This window comes from Compostimonas suwonensis, from assembly GCF_002797855.1.
In the GTDB taxonomy this organism is placed as follows: domain Bacteria; phylum Actinomycetota; class Actinomycetes; order Actinomycetales; family Microbacteriaceae; genus Compostimonas; species Compostimonas suwonensis.
In genome coordinates this window covers 1-15448 of the sequence record NZ_PGFB01000008.1, presented here as the reverse complement: position 1 = coordinate 15448, position 15448 = coordinate 1, and the positions used below count along the sequence as shown (strand labels likewise).

Annotated in this window: 15 protein-coding genes; 9 read left to right on the top strand and 6 right to left on the bottom strand. The window is 67.3% G+C overall.

Features of this window, described 5'->3' with window-relative positions:
• Positions 1–54 precede the first annotated feature (54 nt).
• Genes hisD through CLV54_RS16875 form a run of 3 tightly spaced genes read left to right on the top strand, consistent with a single transcriptional unit; the run spans position 55 to position 3014 of the window.
• Positions 55–1392, top strand: coding sequence for a histidinol dehydrogenase (hisD, locus tag CLV54_RS16885; protein ID WP_100346179.1), 1338 nt, complete (start codon positions 55–57; stop codon positions 1390–1392).
• A 5-nt stretch (positions 1393–1397) separates the two neighbouring features.
• Complete coding sequence (nrdR, locus tag CLV54_RS16880) at positions 1398–1895, top strand: transcriptional regulator NrdR (protein ID WP_100346178.1); 498 nt, start codon at positions 1398–1400, stop codon at positions 1893–1895.
• A gap of 57 nt (positions 1896–1952) precedes the next feature.
• Complete coding sequence (locus CLV54_RS16875) at positions 1953–3014, top strand: quinone-dependent dihydroorotate dehydrogenase (protein WP_100346177.1); 1062 nt, start codon at positions 1953–1955, stop codon at positions 3012–3014.
• A gap of 48 nt (positions 3015–3062) precedes the next feature.
• On the opposite strand, the gene CLV54_RS16870 is transcribed toward CLV54_RS16875, so the two are convergent.
• Positions 3063–3638 carry a DUF3043 domain-containing protein gene (locus CLV54_RS16870; protein ID WP_100346176.1) on the bottom strand — a complete coding sequence of 192 codons (576 nt, stop codon included), beginning with the start codon at positions 3636–3638 and terminating at the stop codon, positions 3063–3065.
• 39 nt (positions 3639–3677) lie between these two features.
• On the opposite strand from CLV54_RS16870, the gene CLV54_RS16865 reads away from it, so the two are divergent.
• The 5 genes from CLV54_RS16865 to ctaF all read left to right on the top strand — a co-directional run bounded on the left by CLV54_RS16865 (position 3678) and on the right by ctaF (position 8931).
• Positions 3678–5123, top strand: a complete 1446-nt coding sequence (locus CLV54_RS16865; protein WP_100346175.1) for a dipeptidase — start codon at positions 3678–3680, stop codon at positions 5121–5123.
• Between the two features lie 155 nt (positions 5124–5278).
• The gene (gene erpA, locus CLV54_RS16860) at positions 5279–5668 is read left to right on the top strand and encodes an iron-sulfur cluster insertion protein ErpA (RefSeq protein WP_100346174.1); all 390 of its coding nucleotides are present in this window, start codon (positions 5279–5281) and stop codon (positions 5666–5668) included.
• A gap of 191 nt (positions 5669–5859) precedes the next feature.
• Positions 5860–6753 carry an aa3-type cytochrome oxidase subunit II gene (gene ctaC / locus CLV54_RS16855; RefSeq protein WP_170062023.1) on the top strand — a complete coding sequence of 298 codons (894 nt, stop codon included), beginning with the start codon at positions 5860–5862 and terminating at the stop codon, positions 6751–6753.
• Between the two features lie 5 nt (positions 6754–6758).
• Positions 6759–8513 carry an aa3-type cytochrome oxidase subunit I gene (ctaD, locus tag CLV54_RS16850; RefSeq protein ID WP_100346172.1) on the top strand — a complete coding sequence of 585 codons (1755 nt, stop codon included), beginning with the start codon at positions 6759–6761 and terminating at the stop codon, positions 8511–8513.
• Position 8514: 1 nt separating this feature from the next.
• Positions 8515–8931 carry an aa3-type cytochrome oxidase subunit IV gene (gene ctaF / locus CLV54_RS16845; RefSeq protein ID WP_100346171.1) on the top strand — a complete coding sequence of 139 codons (417 nt, stop codon included), beginning with the start codon at positions 8515–8517 and terminating at the stop codon, positions 8929–8931.
• 17 nt (positions 8932–8948) lie between these two features.
• On the opposite strand, the gene CLV54_RS16840 is transcribed toward ctaF, so the two are convergent.
• The 5 genes from CLV54_RS16840 to ctaE all read right to left on the bottom strand — a co-directional run bounded on the left by CLV54_RS16840 (position 8949) and on the right by ctaE (position 14055).
• Entirely contained in the window at positions 8949–9803 is an 855-nt protein-coding gene (locus CLV54_RS16840; protein ID WP_157803052.1) for a putative RNA methyltransferase, read from the bottom strand.
• Positions 9804–9893: 90 nt separating this feature from the next.
• Positions 9894–11513 carry a cytochrome bc1 complex cytochrome b subunit gene (gene qcrB, locus CLV54_RS16835; protein ID WP_100346169.1) on the bottom strand — a complete coding sequence of 540 codons (1620 nt, stop codon included), beginning with the start codon at positions 11511–11513 and terminating at the stop codon, positions 9894–9896.
• A complete protein-coding gene (gene qcrA, locus CLV54_RS16830) occupies positions 11510–12589 on the bottom strand; it encodes a cytochrome bc1 complex Rieske iron-sulfur subunit (protein WP_100346168.1) in 1080 nt (359 codons plus the stop codon). Before qcrA ends, qcrB begins: the two co-directional genes overlap by 4 nt.
• A gap of 38 nt (positions 12590–12627) precedes the next feature.
• The gene (gene qcrC, locus CLV54_RS16825) at positions 12628–13440 is read right to left on the bottom strand and encodes a cytochrome bc1 complex diheme cytochrome c subunit (RefSeq protein WP_100346167.1); all 813 of its coding nucleotides are present in this window, start codon (positions 13438–13440) and stop codon (positions 12628–12630) included.
• 24 nt (positions 13441–13464) lie between these two features.
• The gene (gene ctaE, locus CLV54_RS16820; RefSeq protein ID WP_100346166.1) at positions 13465–14055 is read right to left on the bottom strand and encodes an aa3-type cytochrome oxidase subunit III; all 591 of its coding nucleotides are present in this window, start codon (positions 14053–14055) and stop codon (positions 13465–13467) included.
• Between the two features lie 182 nt (positions 14056–14237).
• On the opposite strand from ctaE, the gene trpD reads away from it, so the two are divergent.
• On the top strand, positions 14238–15290 hold the full coding sequence (gene trpD / locus CLV54_RS16815; RefSeq protein WP_100346165.1) for an anthranilate phosphoribosyltransferase: 1053 nt from the start codon (positions 14238–14240) through the stop codon (positions 15288–15290).
• Positions 15291–15448 lie beyond the last annotated feature (158 nt).

Genomic DNA, 15448 nt, shown 5'->3' with positions numbered 1-15448 from the left:
TCGGAAGAGGCCTTTCGGCTGCGACCCGGGCGGGACCGCTAGGCTTGTCTGGCCATGATCCAGCGTCGCGACCTCCGGGGCCACAAGCCTAACCCCACAGAACTCCTGGGACTCGTCCCGCGCCCGACGATCGACGTGTCGGTCGCCTCGGCCGCCGCCGCGACCCTCATCGACGAGGTGCGTTCGCGCGGTGCGGACGCGCTGCTCGAGCAGGCCGAGCGTTTCGACGGGGTGCGGCCCCGCGACATCCGCGTGCCCTCGTCTCAGATCGCGGCCGCCGTCATCGCTCTCGAGACCCCTGTCCGCGAGGCCCTCGAGGAGGCCATCGACCGGGTGCGGCGTGCGACGGCCGCCCAGGTCCCTCCCGAGATCGTGACGTCGATCGGGCCGGGCGCGCAGATCGTGCAGCGCTGGCAGCCGGTCGCGCGGGCGGGCCTCTACGTTCCCGGCGGCAAGGCCGTCTATCCCTCGAGCGTCGTGATGAACGTCGTGCCGGCCCAGGTGGCGGGTGTCGCCTCGATCGCCATCGCGTCGCCGCCGCAGCGCGAGTTCGACGGCCGGGTGCACCCGGTCATCCTCGGCGCCGCGGGGCTGCTCGGCATCGACGAGGTCTACACGATGGGCGGCGCCGGCGCGATCGGCGCCCTCGCCTGGGGTGTTCCGTCGCTCGGGCTCACGCCCGTGCAGGTCATCACCGGCCCCGGCAACATCTACGTCGCCGCCGCCAAACGCCTCGTGACCGGCCAGGTGGGCATCGACGCCGAGGCGGGCACGACCGAGATCCTCGTGATCGCGGATTCCGCGGCCGACGCCCGGCTCGTCGCCGCCGACCTCGTGAGCCAGGCCGAGCACGACGAGGCCGCCGCGGCGCTCCTCGTCACCGACTCGCTCGAGCTCGCGGAACGGGTCGAGGCCCAGCTCGAGCTCCTCGCCGCGTCGACGACGCACTCCGCGCGTGTGCGCGCGGCGCTGTCCGGGCCGCAGTCGGCGATCGTGCTCGTCGACGACCTCAAGACCGCCGTGGCCTTCAGCAACGCCTACGGCCCCGAGCACCTCGAGCTTCAGACGAGCGACCCGGAGGAGACCCTCAGGGGCATCGAGAACGCCGGCGCGATCTTCCTCGGCGCGCACAGCCCCGTGAGCCTCGGCGACTACCTGGCCGGCTCGAACCACGTGCTGCCCACGGGCGGCCAGGCGCGCTTCTCCTCGGGCCTCGGCGCCTACAGCTTCCTGCGCCCGCAGCAGCTCGTGCGCTACAGCAGGGAGGCGCTCGGCGAGGTGGCGGAGAAGATCGTCGCGCTGTCGCACGCCGAGCAGCTGCCGGCCCACGGCGACGCCGTCACCGCACGTTTCGATCACAGCTCGGCCTCAGAGCCGGAGGATAGGCTCTAAGCACCATGTTCTGCCCTTTCTGCCGTCACCCCGACTCCCGGGTCATCGATTCGAGGACGAGCGACGACGGCCTCTCCATCCGTCGCCGTCGACAGTGCCCCGAGTGCGGCCGGCGCTTCAGCACGACGGAGACCGCGAGCCTCAACGTCATCAAGCGCAACGGCGTCGTCGAGCCGTTCAGCCGCGAGAAGATCGTCTCGGGGGTGCGCAAGGCCTGCCAGGGCCGGCCCGTGACCGACTCCGACCTCGCCGTGCTCGCCCAGAAGGTCGAGGAGACGGTGCGGGCCACCGGTGCCTCGCAGATCAACGCGAACGAGATCGGCCTCGCCATCCTGTCGCCCCTGCGCGACCTCGACGAGGTCGCCTACCTGCGGTTCGCGAGCGTCTACCAGGCCTTCGACTCGCTCGACGACTTCGAGGACGCGATCACCCTGCTCCGGGTCGAACACGGCGGCGAACGCAGCGACTCGAACCGCGCGCTGGAGCCCGAGCCCGAGAACTGAGCGGGGCCGAGAGTCGGGCGAACCTCGCGCCCCGGCGACCGGTACCCTGGTGCAGGCATGTATCGCATCCTCTTCTCCCTCGTCCTGTCCAAACTCGACCCGGAACGCGCCCACCACCTCGCGTTCGACGTGATCCGGCTGCTGCCGGCCGTGGGCCTCGCGCCGCTCGTGCGCCGGTTCACGAAGCCCGCGCCGGGTCTCGCCGTGCGCACCCTGGGGCTCGACTTCGACTCGCCGTTCGGCGTCGCGGCGGGCTTCGACAAAGAAGGCAAGGCGATCCTCGGCCTGGGCGCGCTCGGCTTCGGGCACGTCGAGGTGGGCACGCTCACCGCGATCCCTCAGCCCGGCAACCCCCGCCCGCGGATGTTCCGGCTCATCCCCGACCACGCCGTCGTGAACCGCATGGGCTTCAACAACAACGGCGCCTACGAGGCGGCCCGCCGGCTCGCACGGGTGCTTCAGCGGCGTTCGCGCCCGATCGTCGGCGTCAACATCGGCAAGAGCCGGGTGGTCGCCGTCGACGACGCCGTCGCCGACTACGTGCTGAGCGCGCGTGTGCTCGCCCCGCTGGCCGACTACCTCGTCGTCAACGTGAGCTCGCCGAACACCCCGGGTCTGCGCGGACTGCAGGAGATCGAGTCCCTCGCGCCGCTGCTCGAGGCCGTCGCGGCGGCGGTCGCCGCACCCGCAGACGCCCCGGGGCGCCGATCCACGCCTCTGCTCGTCAAGATCGCGCCCGACCTCACCGACGAGCAGGTGCGCACGATCGCCCAGCTGGTGCTGCGGCTGGGCCTCGACGGCATCGTCGCGACGAACACGACGACCTCACGCGACGGCCTCGTCACCGATCCCGCGGTCATCGCGGCAGCCGGCGACGGAGGAGTGTCCGGCGCCCCGCTCGCGCAGCGCTCCCTCGAGATCCTGCGTCTCATCCGCACGATCGTGCCGCCGGAGCTCTGCGTCATCTCGGTGGGCGGCGTCTCGACGGCGCACGACGTCTCCGAACGCCTGGATGCGGGCGCCACACTCGTGCAGGGCTACACGGGTTTCGTCTACACCGGGCCGCTGTGGGCGCGGCAGATCAACCGCGGTCTCGCCAGACTCCGCGCGAAGGCCTGAGCGGAGCGCTCCGCGGTCAGCGGATGCCGCTCAGCCGGCGGATGCCGCTCAGCTCGGGTACTGGCCGCGCTTGACCTGCGGCTTCGGCAGGCGCATGACGCGCAGCTGCAGCGCGCGCATCGAGGCGTACCAACGCACGCGTTCGGCCCGTGACTCGCCGAACTTGGCCTTGACCTTCTTGGTCACGAGGTAGCTGAGGATCACGCAGTCGATGACGGCGAGGACGAAGAACGCCCAGAGCGCGAGGATTCCGTACACCTGGAAGTCGGGGTTCGGGATGAACGTCAGGATGATCACGAGGAACATGACCGGGATGAGCAGCTCGCCGACGCTGAAGCGCGCGTCGACGTAGTCGCGCACGAACTTCTTCTGCGGCCCCTTGTCGCGAACCGGCAGGTAGCGGTCGTCGCCGGCCGCCATGCCGATCCGGGCGCGCTCCCGCTCCGTGGCCGCCTGGGACCGCGCGTTGCGTGCCGCTTCCTTGCGGTCGCCCGGAACGAGCGGTCGTTTGTTGGCGGCCTCGCGCTCCTTGCGGGTGGGGGTCGCATGGCCCTTGCCGTTCGTGGAGTTCAGATCTCCGTCGTCGGTGGGGGGAACGTCGTTGCTCGTCTGTTGCTTGGCCACATCAAATCCTTGATTTCGTCTGGACTTAAGATTACCTGCATGACGCAGAATCCAGAGCACGAAGAGAATCCAGCGGCCGCGACGTCCGGAAGTCACAGCGGAAGCACAGCTCGACAGGCCGCCGTGACCGAGGCCGTGGGCGCCGGCATCCCGAACGCGATCGCCCAGCTGGCCGATCTCGTGCGGATCCCCTCGGTGTCGTGGTCGGCCTTCGATCCCGCCGACGTCCAGGCGAGCGCAGAACGGGTCGCAGCGCTGCTGACCGGCACCGGGGTCTTCGACTCCGTCTCGATCGCACGCGCCCCGATCGGCGAGAGCGACACCCTCGGGCAGCCGGCCGTGCTCGCGACCCGGGCCGCGAGGAACGGCCGCCCGACCGTGCTGCTCTACGCGCACCACGACGTGCAGCCCCCCGGCAGGGACGCCGACTGGGAGACCCTGCCCTTCGAGCCCACCGTGAAGGGCGATCGCCTCTACGGACGCGGTGCCGCCGACGACAAGGCGGGCGTCATGGCGCACGTCGCCGCGGTGCGCGCCTTCGCCGAGGTCACCGGGGGCGATTTCGACCTCGGGCTCGTGGCCTTCATCGAGGGTGAGGAGGAGTTCGGCTCCCGCTCGTTCTCGAACTTCCTGCAGCAGAACCGCGACGCCCTGGCGGCCGACGTCATCGTCGTCGCCGACTCCGACAACTGGGATGTGAACACGCCCTCGCTCACGGTCGCCCTGCGCGGCAACGTGACCTTCCGGCTCACGGTCTCGACGCTCGCCCATGCCTCGCACTCCGGCATGTTCGGGGGAGCAGCCCCCGACGCCATGCTCGCGATGGTGCGCCTGCTCGACACCCTGTGGGACGCGGAGGGATCCGTGGCCGTCGCCGGTCTCACGAGCACGGATGCCGCGACCCCCGAGTACTCCGAGGAGAAGCTGCGCGAGGAGGCGGCCCTGCTCGACGGCGTGCGCCCGATCGGCACGGGGGAGGTGCTGGGACGGATGTGGTTCAAGCCGTCGGTCACGGTGACCGGCATCGACGCGCCATCCGTCGACAACGCCTCGAACACCCTGCTGCCGAGCGTCTCGGTGCGGATCAGCGCGCGGATCGCCCCCGGTCAGACGGCGGCGGACGCCTTCGCCGCCCTCGAGCGGCACGTGCGCGAGCACGCCCCGTTCGGCGCCGTGATCGAGGTCACCGAGGTCGACATGGGAGACCCCTTCCTGGTCGACACGAGCGGCTGGGCCGTCGGCGAGGTCACCGCGGCGATGCACGAGGCCTGGGGGGTGCCGGCGGTCGAGGTCGGCATCGGCGGATCGATCCCGTTCATCGCGGACCTCGTGCGGGTGTTCCCCGAGGCGCAGATCCTCGTGACCGGCGTCGAGGACCCCGACTCGCGGGCGCACAGCCCCAACGAGTCGCTGCACCTGGGCGTCTTCAAGCGCGCCGTGCTGAGCGAGGCCCTGTTCCTCGAGCGTCTGGACCGTCGCGGCTGAGAGCCGAGCCGAGCGGTGCGGTGGCCGCTGCGTCGAGCACCGTGCCGGGCGCCGCGCCGCACGGATGGGAATGAGCGCAGACGATTCCGGGTCACCGGAGTTACACTGGCCTTAGTTTTTCGCGACTCCAGCGATTCTGACCCTTCAGGAGTGACATGAGCGACACCACACTCACGACCGAGACCCCCACGATCGAGACCGCCACCGCCGAGAAGACCGCCCACGGCGTCCTGCTCAGCGACACCGCGGCGCAGAAGGTCCACAGCCTCCTGACCCAGGAGGGCCGCGACGACCTGCGCCTGCGCGTGGCCGTGCAGCCCGGCGGCTGTTCCGGCCTCATCTACCAGCTCTACTTCGACGAGCGCCTGCTCGACGGCGACGCGACCGTCGACTTCGACGGCGTCGAGGTCGTCGTCGACAAGATGAGCGTGCCCTACCTCGACGGCGCGACCATCGACTTCGAGGACACGATCCAGAAGCAGGGCTTCACGATCGACAACCCGAACGCCACCGGCAGCTGCGCCTGCGGGGACTCGTTCCACTGATCCACAGGCGCCACACACCGATGGGGACCGCGTTTCGCGGTCCCCATCGCTGTTTAATCGGGCGGAATCCCGGCAGATTTCGTCGCAACCCACCTGTCGGGTGCGTTCGCGGGGGGTGACGGAGCGCTAGGCTAGAACGAGTCAAACCCACTGCCCTGAGCAGTGTCCCAGAGTCTCCCGAAAGGTCACCGGTGCGCAACAAACGCCGACTCCGATGGGCTGCCATTCCGATCGCAGCGATGCTAGCCGTCGTTCTCGCGGGGTGCACGCAAGCCCAGCTCAACGGATTCCTCCCCGGGTTCGAAGAAGGTCAGCCCCCCGTCACGTCCACGACGTCGATGGTGTCGGGGCTGTGGGTCACCTCGTGGCTCGTCCTTCTCGTCGTCGGCCTCATCGTGTGGGGACTCGTCATCTGGACGGTCATCGTCTACCGCCGCCGCAAGGGCCAGAGCGGTCTGCCGGCCCAGCTGCGCTACAACATGCCGATCGAGATCTTCTACACGGTCGTGCCTCTCATCCTCGTGCTGGGCTTCTTCGCCTTCACCGCACGTGACCAGGCCGTCATCGAGGCCCGCTACGACGAGCCCGACGTCAACATCGAGGTCTTCGGCAAGCAGTGGGCCTGGGACTTCAACTACGTCGACCAGGATGTCTACGAGCCGGGCATCCAGGCCCAGCCCGACACCGACGCGCCGGCCGGAACCATCGTCGAAGACGAGCTCCCGACCCTCTACCTGCCCGTCGACAAGAAGGTGGAGATCAAGCTCGAGTCGCGCGACGTCATCCACTCCTTCTGGGTCATCGACTTCCTCTACAAAAAAGACATGATCCCGGGCAAGACGAACTACATGAGCGTCACGCCGACCCGCGAGGGCACCTTCGCGGGCAAGTGCGCCGAGCTCTGCGGCGAATACCACTCCGAGATGCTCTTCAACGTGAAGGTCGTCTCCGAAGAGGAGTTCGAGCAGCACATGGACGACCTCGCGGAGCGGGGCTACACCGGCCAGCTCGACCAGGACTACAACCGCCTCGGCAACCTCCCCGGTAACGGACAGCCGGACCAGCACTCAGAAGAAGGGGAGTAGGGCGAATGACGACCACAGCACCGGCTCCGGCAGCCACCAGCACTCCGCCCGCTCCGACCCCGCCGAAGACCTTCGGCACGCCGCGAGTCGAGCACAAGGGCAACATCATCGTCCGGTGGGTCACCTCGACCGACCACAAGATCATCGGGTACATGTACCTGATCACTTCCTTCGTCTACTTCCTCATCGGCGGAGTGATGGCGCTCATCATCCGCGCCCAGCTCTTCGAGCCCGGCCTCGAGATCCTCGCGACGAAAGAGCAGTACAACCAGCTCTTCACGATGCACGGCACGATCATGCTGCTGATGTTCGCGACACCGCTCTTCGCGGGATTCGCGAACGTCATCATGCCGCTCCAGATCGGTGCCCCGGATGTCGCGTTCCCCCGCCTCAACGCCTTCGCCTACTGGCTCTACAACTTCGGCAGCCTCATCGCCGTCGCCGGCTTCCTGACGCCCCAGGGCGCGGCATCCTTCGGCTGGTTCGCGTACGCGCCGCTCTCGAGCACGACCTTCTCACCGGGCGTCGGCGGAAACCTCTGGGTTCTCGGCCTCGCGATCAGCGGTTTCGGAACGATCCTCGGTGCCGTCAACTTCATCACGACCATCATCACGATGCGCGCGCCCGGCATGACCATGTTCCGCATGCCGATCTTCACCTGGAACACCCTCGTGACCTCGATCCTCATCCTGATGGCGTTCCCCGTGCTCGCTGCTGCGCTCTTCGGCCTCGCCGCCGACCGTGTCTTCGAGGCCCATATCTATGACGCCGCCAATGGCGGTGTGCTGCTCTGGCAGCACCTCTTCTGGTTCTTCGGGCACCCGGAGGTCTACATCATCGCGCTGCCGTTCTTCGGCATCGTCTCAGAGGTGTTCCCTGTCTTCAGCCGAAAACCGATCTTCGGCTACAAGACCCTCATCTACGCGACGATCGCGATCGCGGCCCTGTCGGTGACGGTGTGGGCTCACCACATGTACGTCACGGGGTCGGTGCTCCTACCGTTCTTCGCGCTTATGACGATGCTCATCGCCGTTCCGACGGGTGTGAAGATCTTCAACTGGATCGGCACCATGTGGCGGGGTTCCCTGACCTTCGAGACACCCATGCTCTGGGCGATCGGCTTCCTCATCACCTTCACCTTCGGTGGTCTCACGGGTGTCATCCTGGCGTCGCCGCCGCTCGACTTCCATGTCTCAGACACGTATTTCGTCGTAGCGCACTTCCACTACGTCGTCTTCGGCACGGTAGTCTTCGCGATGTTCAGCGGCTTCTACTTCTGGTGGCCGAAGTGGACGGGCAAGATGCTCAACGAGCGTCTCGGCAAGTGGCACTTCTGGTTGCTGTTCATCGGCTTCCACACGACGTTCCTCATCCAGCACTGGCTGGGCGTCATCGGCATGCCGCGTCGTTACGCGAGCTACTCGCCCGATGACGGCTTCACCTGGCTGAACCAGATCTCGACGGTCGGTGCGATGATCCTCGCGACGTCGATGATCCCGTTCTTCCTGAACGTGTACCTGACGGCGCGCAAGGCTCCCAAGGTCACGGTCAACGACCCCTGGGGCTACGGCGCATCGCTCGAGTGGGCGACCTCGTGCCCGCCGCCGCGTCACAACTTCACCTCGATCCCTCGCATCCGCTCGGAGCGTCCGGCGTTCGACCTCAACCACCCCGAGGCGGGTCTTCCGGTGGGCATAGGCCCGGCGAAAGACGCCCCCGACGCGCCGACCGTCGACCTTGCCGACGAGAAAGTGAAGTGAGTTGAAAGCCAACGCCAATCTCTTCTGGATCCTGACGGCCTTCTTCCTGCTGGCCGACGTGACCTACCTGATCTGGAACCTCATCGAGATCCAGGACATCGAGTGGGTCGGCACGGTCGCGCTCACGCTCTCGGTGCTCCTCGCCGGCTTCATCGCCTTCTACCTCCAGCGGGTGCACAGCGCCCAGGGCGGCGAGCTGCCGGAGGACCTCCTCGACTCGAACATCGATGACGGAGACCCCGAGCTCGGCTTCTTCAGCCCGTGGAGCTGGTGGCCCATCATGCTCGCCGCCGCCGCCGCGCTCGTTGTGCTGGGGCTCGCGGTCGGCTTCTGGATCGCGTTCATCGGAGTCGCGTTCGCGATCGTCTGCATCGTGGGCTGGACCTACGAGTACTACCGGGGCTACTTCGCCCGCTAGACCTTCGGCAGCGAGGCTCAACCCCTCCTGCGGAACAGCACGACGTCGACGGCGGCAGTCACTGCGACTGCCGCCGTTGTGCTGTCTGCGCTCCGGTGATGGGCGGAGGGGCCCATGCCGATGAGATCGTCGATCTGCGCTGCGGTGAGCTCGGCGACGAACTCGACGGGCCGGCTCTCCTCGAGCTCGAAGAACGCGTCGAGGGATGCGACGAGCTGGCTGTGCTTGTCGTCGCCGATGCCGAGCACCCTCCCGGCCGCGCGGAGCTCCTGCAGGTGCTCGGGGCGCGGGATGACGACGAGCAGAGCGCCTGCGGGTTCGAGGATCCGGTGGAACTCGGCCGGGTTGCGCGGTGCGAAGACGTTCAGCAGGAGGGTGGCCGCGCCGTCGCGGATCGGCAGCGGCCTCCAGGTGTTAGCCACGAGCCCGTCGACGACGGGCTCGACAGCGCTGCCGCCCCGGAAGCGCCGCACGGTGCGAGCCACAGCGGCGGGGGAGAGGTCGACGGCGAGAGCGCTCGAGGCGGGCCTCTGCGCCACCACACCCGCGAGATAGTGCCCGGTACCGCAGCCGAGGTCGATCGCACGCTCGGGGCGCCCTTCCGCCGGCATGAGGGCGTCCCGGAGCACTGCGTCGATCATGGCGCTGATCGGCGCGTAGTGGCCGCCGATGAGGAAACGGTCCCGGGCATCCAGCATGGCCGCGCTGTCGCCCACAACGGCCTCACGAGGGCCCAGGAGCGTCACGTAACCCCGTCGGTTGACGTCGAAGCGATGCCCGTTCACGCAACCCAGTCCGAGCTCGCCGAGCGGTTCCAGGGGCTGGGCGCACGACGGGCAGCGAAGCCAGCCGGCCAGGGTCGGGGTCGTCATGGGAGGGGGCCGCAGGGCGCGTACACACGAGAGCGGGGAGTGAGAGTCATCCTGTGACCCTCACTCCCCGCTCCGCGAGCTGTGTGCGACCTAGTGGTGATCGCCGTGGGACTGCTCGATCTCCTTGTTGGTGACCGGCGTGATGCGGTCTTCGAAGAACCAGCGGGAGAGTGCCGCGCGGAAACGCTGCGTTCCTGTGATGCGTCCCTTGCTGTCGGGGCGGATCATCAGCGGCTTGTACTCCTCGAAGCTCACGAGCTTCCAGCGCTCGTAGTCGTCGAGCTGCTGGTGCACCTCGATGAACTCGCCACCGGGCAGTCGAACGATGCGGCCGGACTCGAAGCCGTGCAGGGCGATCTCGCGATCCTTCTTCTGCAGCCCGATGCAGATGCGCTTCGCGATGAAGAAGGCGATGAACGGGCCGAGGATCAGCAGAGCCTGCAGTGTGTAGATGACCGACTCCATCGTGAGATGGAAATGGGTGGCTATGATGTCCGAGCTCGCGGCGGCCCACATGACGGCGTAGAAGGTGACGCCGGCGGCGCCGATGGCCGTGCGGGTCGGGGCGTTGCGCGGGCGGTCGAGGATGTGGTGCTCGCGCTTGTCGCCCGTGATCCACGCTTCGAGGAACGGGTACATGAACACCACGCCGAGGAACACCACGAGGATGAGCACGGGCACGATGATGTTCATCGACCAGGTTCTGTCGAGCCAGACGAACTCCCAGCCCGAGGGTATCAATCGGAGCATTCCGTCGGCGAAGCCGATGTACCAGTCCGGTTGGGTACCCGCCGAGACGGGGGATGGGTCGTAGGGGCCGTAGTTCCAGATCGGGTTGATCGTCACGAGCGAGGCGATGACGGCGATCACGCCGAAGACGATGAAGAAGAAGCCACCGGCCTTGGCCGCGTAGACCGGCAGCACCGGGTAGCCGACGACGTTCTTCTGCGTGCGGCCGGCGCCCGGGAACTGGGTGTGCTTGTGGATGACCACGAACATGAGGTGGATCGCGATGAAGGCGATGACCATGAGCGGCAGCAGCAGGATGTGCAGGGAGTACAGGCGGCCGACGATGTCGGTTCCCGGGAACTCCCCGCCGAAGAGCAGGTAGGTCATCCAGGTGCCGACGACGGGGATGCCCAGGAGCATGCCGTCGATGATCCGGAGGCCGTTGCCCGAGAGCAGGTCGTCGGGGAGGGAGTAGCCGGTGAAGCCCTCGCCCAGCGCGAGCACGAACAGCACGAAGCCGATGACCCAGTTGACCTCGCGGGGCTTGCGGAACGCGCCCGTGAAGAAGATGCGGAGCATGTGCAGGCCGATGGCCGCGATGAACAGCAGCGCCGCCCAGTGGTGGATCTGCCGCATGAGCAGCCCGCCGCGGATGTCGAACGAGATGTTGAGCGTCGAGTCCATCGCCGCCGACATCTCCATGCCCTTGAGGGGCACGAAGGAGCCGGTGTAATGGGTCTCGACCATCGACGCCTGGAAGAAGAAGGTCAGGAAGGTTCCCGAGAGCAGGATGACGATGAAGCTGTAGAGCGCCACCTCACCGAGCAGGAACGACCAGTGGTCGGGGAAGATCTTGCGCCCGAACTCCTTGACGGCACCCGAGATGCTCGTGCGCTCGTCGATGTAGTTCGCGGCCGCTCCGACGAAACCGCCGGTCTTCGGCTCGACGGCCTGTGTGCGAGTGGGGGTAGTGGTACTCAAGGACGCTCCCAGAAGCTCGGTCCGACAGGTTCGGTGAAGTCGCTCTGTGCGATGAGGTAGCCCTCGTCGTCAACGGCGATCGGGAGCTGCGGGAGAGGCCGTGCGGCCGGTCCGAAGATCACCTTGGCGTGGTTCGCGACGTCGAACTGCGACTGGTGGCAGGGGCAGAGCAGGTGGTGGGTCTGCTGCTCGTAGAGGGCCACGGGGCATCCGACGTGCGTGCAGATCTTCGAGTAGGCGACGATGCCGTCGTACGACCAGGACTTGCGGTCGGGCAGCTCGTGCAGGTCTTCGGGCTTGAGGCGCATGAGCAGCACGGCGGCCTTGGCCTTCGCCTCGAGCCTGCCGCTCTCCATCTCGGCGAGGCCCTCGGGGATCACCTGGAAGGCGGAGCCCAGTGTGACGTCGGCCGCCTTGATGGGCGTTCCCGTGGGGTCGAGCGTCAGGCGCAGGCCCTTCTTCCACATCGTCTGGGAGAGCAGCTCGACCGGGTTCTCGTTCTGCGGAGCGAGGCCGCGGAAGAGCACGACGGCCGGCAGCGGGAAGGCGATGAGCGCACCCACCAGGCTGTTGCGGATGAGGGTGCGGCGGCCGAAGCCCGACTCCTCGTTGGCTTCCTGGAAGATCTCGACGGCGCGGGCGCGGGTCTCGTCGGTGCCCTTGACCGGGTGACGGAGGTCGATGCCCTCGTGGTCGGCCATGAGCGCCTTGCCCCAGTGCACGGCTCCGATGCCGATCGCGAGCAGCGCCAGGGCGATGCCCAGGCCGATGAAGAGGTTGTTGAGGCGGATGGCTCCGGGGTCGCCGTCTTCGATGGGGAAGGCCATGTACGCCGCGATGGCGAAGACGCTTCCGACGATCGACAGGTAGAAGAGCGTGTAGACCGTGCGCTCGGCCTGCTTGGCGGCCTTCGGATCCTTGTCGGTCACGCGCTGACGATGCGGGGGGAACCCGGGGTCTGCCACGGAGTCCTGAACGATCACCGCAGTGCCCGGAGATTCCTCCAGAGCATGCTCGACGGCCGACGAACCCGTCTGTGGGATCACGTCCTTACCGCCGTTATCGTCCTGTGCCATTGTTCTCCTTCTTAAGCTGTGTCATCTCGGATCGGTGCTCAGTTGGACTTTGCAGTGATCCAGACGGTAAGTGCGACGATCGCTCCGATTCCGAAGATCCAGATGAAGAGGCCTTCGGAGACCGGACCCAGCGCACCGAGGTCGAGACCGCCGGGCGATGGGGTGTCTTGCACGTACTTGAGGTACGTGATGATGTCGCGCTTGTCTTCCGGCGTCAGGTTGAGGTCGTTGAAGACCGGCATGTTCTGCGGGCCCGTGATCATGGCCTCGTAGATGTGCACGCCGCTGACGGTCGTGAGCGGGGGAGCGAACTTGCCCTCGGTGAGGGCTCCTCCCGCGCCGGCGACGTTGTGGCACATCGCGCAGTTGATGCGGAAGAGCTCCCCGCCGCGGCTGGTGTCTCCGCCGCCGGAGGTGATGTCGGCCGGAGGGATCGCCGGGCCGGGCGCCAGGGACGCGACGAAGGCGGCGAGAGCCTTGGTCTCGTCATCCGTGAACTGCGGCGGCTTCTCGAGGGCCTGAGGGCCCTGCATCTGCATCGGCATGCGTCCCGTGCCGACCTGGAAGTCGACCGAGGCCGCGCCGACGCCGATGAGGCTCGGCGCGTTGTCGGTGCCCTGAGCCGCGAGGCCGTGGCAGGTGGCGCAGTTCGCCTGGAAGAGCTTCTTGCCCTCGTCGATCGTCTGCTGCGAGGCCATGTCGACCTCTGCGGAGGCGGTGCTCGTGCTGAAGGCCGCGTACGCGCCGCCCGTGAAGACGAGGCCGATGGCGATGAGGGCGGCCGTCGCGAGGGGATTGCGGCGACCGCGTTTGCGCGTTGAGCGCTGAGTGCGAGGTGTGTTCTCGGGCATGCTGTAGGGGTCCGCTCCTAATTCTTACTTGAGCACGTAGATGACCAGGAAGAGCCCGATCCAGACGACATCGACGAAGTGCCAGTAGTAGGAGACGACGATGGCGCTCGTCGCCTCTTTGTGGCCGAAAGTCTTCACCGCGAATGCGCGGCCGATCACGAGGAGGAAGGCGATCAGACCGCCTGTCACGTGGAGCGCGTGGAACCCTGTCGTCATGTAGAAGGCGGAGCCGTAGGCGTTGGAGGAGAGCGTGATGCCCTCTGAGACGAGCGTTGCGTACTCGAGCACCTGGCCGGAGACGAAGACCGCGCCGAGGGCGAAGCTCACGAAGAACCACTCGACCATGCCCCACTGCGTGGGCTTCCAGCCGGTGCGTCGCGACTGCAGGCGCTCGGCGGCGAAGACGCCGAACTGGCAGGAGAACGACGACAGGACGAGGATGATCGTGTTGACGGTCGCGTACGGCACGTTGAGCCGTCCGGCCTCGAATTCCCAGAGTTCAGGGGAAGTCGATCTGAGGGTGAAATAGATCGCGAACAGCCCGGCGAAGAACATGACTTCGCTTCCGAGCCAGACGATGGTTCCAACGGCGACCGTGTTCGGCCTGTTGACCATCGGCTTGATCGCCGATTGGGATATTGAGGTGCTCGTCACTGTTCCATTATGGCCGATTTACTCACGGCATTTTCCCATTCGGAGGCCCGTTTCGGGGCGAGATTTGTTAGGTCAACCTAACTTCTGGGCCGTATTCGGCCGTCACGGAGTGTCCGTGCGCCGTGTGGCCTAGGATCCTGTACATGCCTGAAACGACATCCTGGCCGGCCGTCATCACCTCTCTCCTCGAGGGGAACGACCTGAGTGTCGCGGATGCCTCGTGGGCTATGGAGCGCGTGATGACGGGTGAGGCGAGCCCCGCGCAGCTCGCCGGCTTCCTCGTGGCGCTGCGCGCGAAGGGCGAGACGGTCGACGAGATCGTGGGCTTCCGCGACGCCGTTCTCGAGCACGCGATCGAGCTGCCCATCGACCCGATGGCCCTCGACATCGTCGGCACGGGCGGGGACCGCTTCGGCACGGTCAACATCTCCACCATGGCGAGTGTCGTCGCCGCGGCATCCGGTGTGCCCGTGATCAAGCACGGCAACCGGGCGGCGAGCTCGGCGAGCGGTTCGTCGGACGTGCTCTCGGCACTCGGCATCGACCTGACCCTCTCGGCGGAGCGGGTGGCCGAGGTGTTCGGCGAGACGGGCATCACCTTCGCCTTCGCCTCGATGTTCCACCCGGGATTCCGCCATGCGGGCGTCGTGCGGGCCGAGCTGGGCATCCCGACCGTCTTCAACTTCCTCGGGCCGCTGTGCAACCCGGCGAGGCCCGAGGCCTCGGCCGTCGGCGTGGCCCACCTCGACCGTGTTCCGCTCATCGTCGGCGTTTTCCAGACCCGCGGGGCGACGGCTCTCGTCTTCCGCGGCGACGACGGCCTCGACGAGCTCACGACGACCGGCCACAGCCACATCTGGGAGGTCTCGCGCGGTCAGGTGACCGAGCACGATCTCGACCCGCACGACCTGGGCATCCCGCGCGTGACGATCGATCAGCTGATCGGTGGGAGCCCCGAGGAGAACGCCGGTATCGTGCGCGCCGTGTTCGCGGGGGAGACGGGGCCGGTGCGCGACATCGTGCTGCTCAACGCGGCAGCCGGCCTGGTGTCGTTCTCGCTCGCCGGCGATCCGGGGCAGGTGCTGCGGGGCTTCACCGAGCGGATGGCGGAGAAGCTCGAGATCGTCGCCCAGACGATCGACTCCGGCGCGGCGGAGGCCAAGCTCGAGCAGTGGGTCGCCGCCACGCGTCGCTGAGCCGGCGCCGCCGCTTCTCCGCTTCAACGTCAGCTTCAACGTCAGCGGCCAGCCGACTCATCCGCGGCTCTGTTCTGTTTCTGATCCGTTCCGCTTCTGAGTCCGCTTTAAACCACAAACGACGGAGGTCCTGTCCTGTTTCCGGTGTTCTGGTGGGT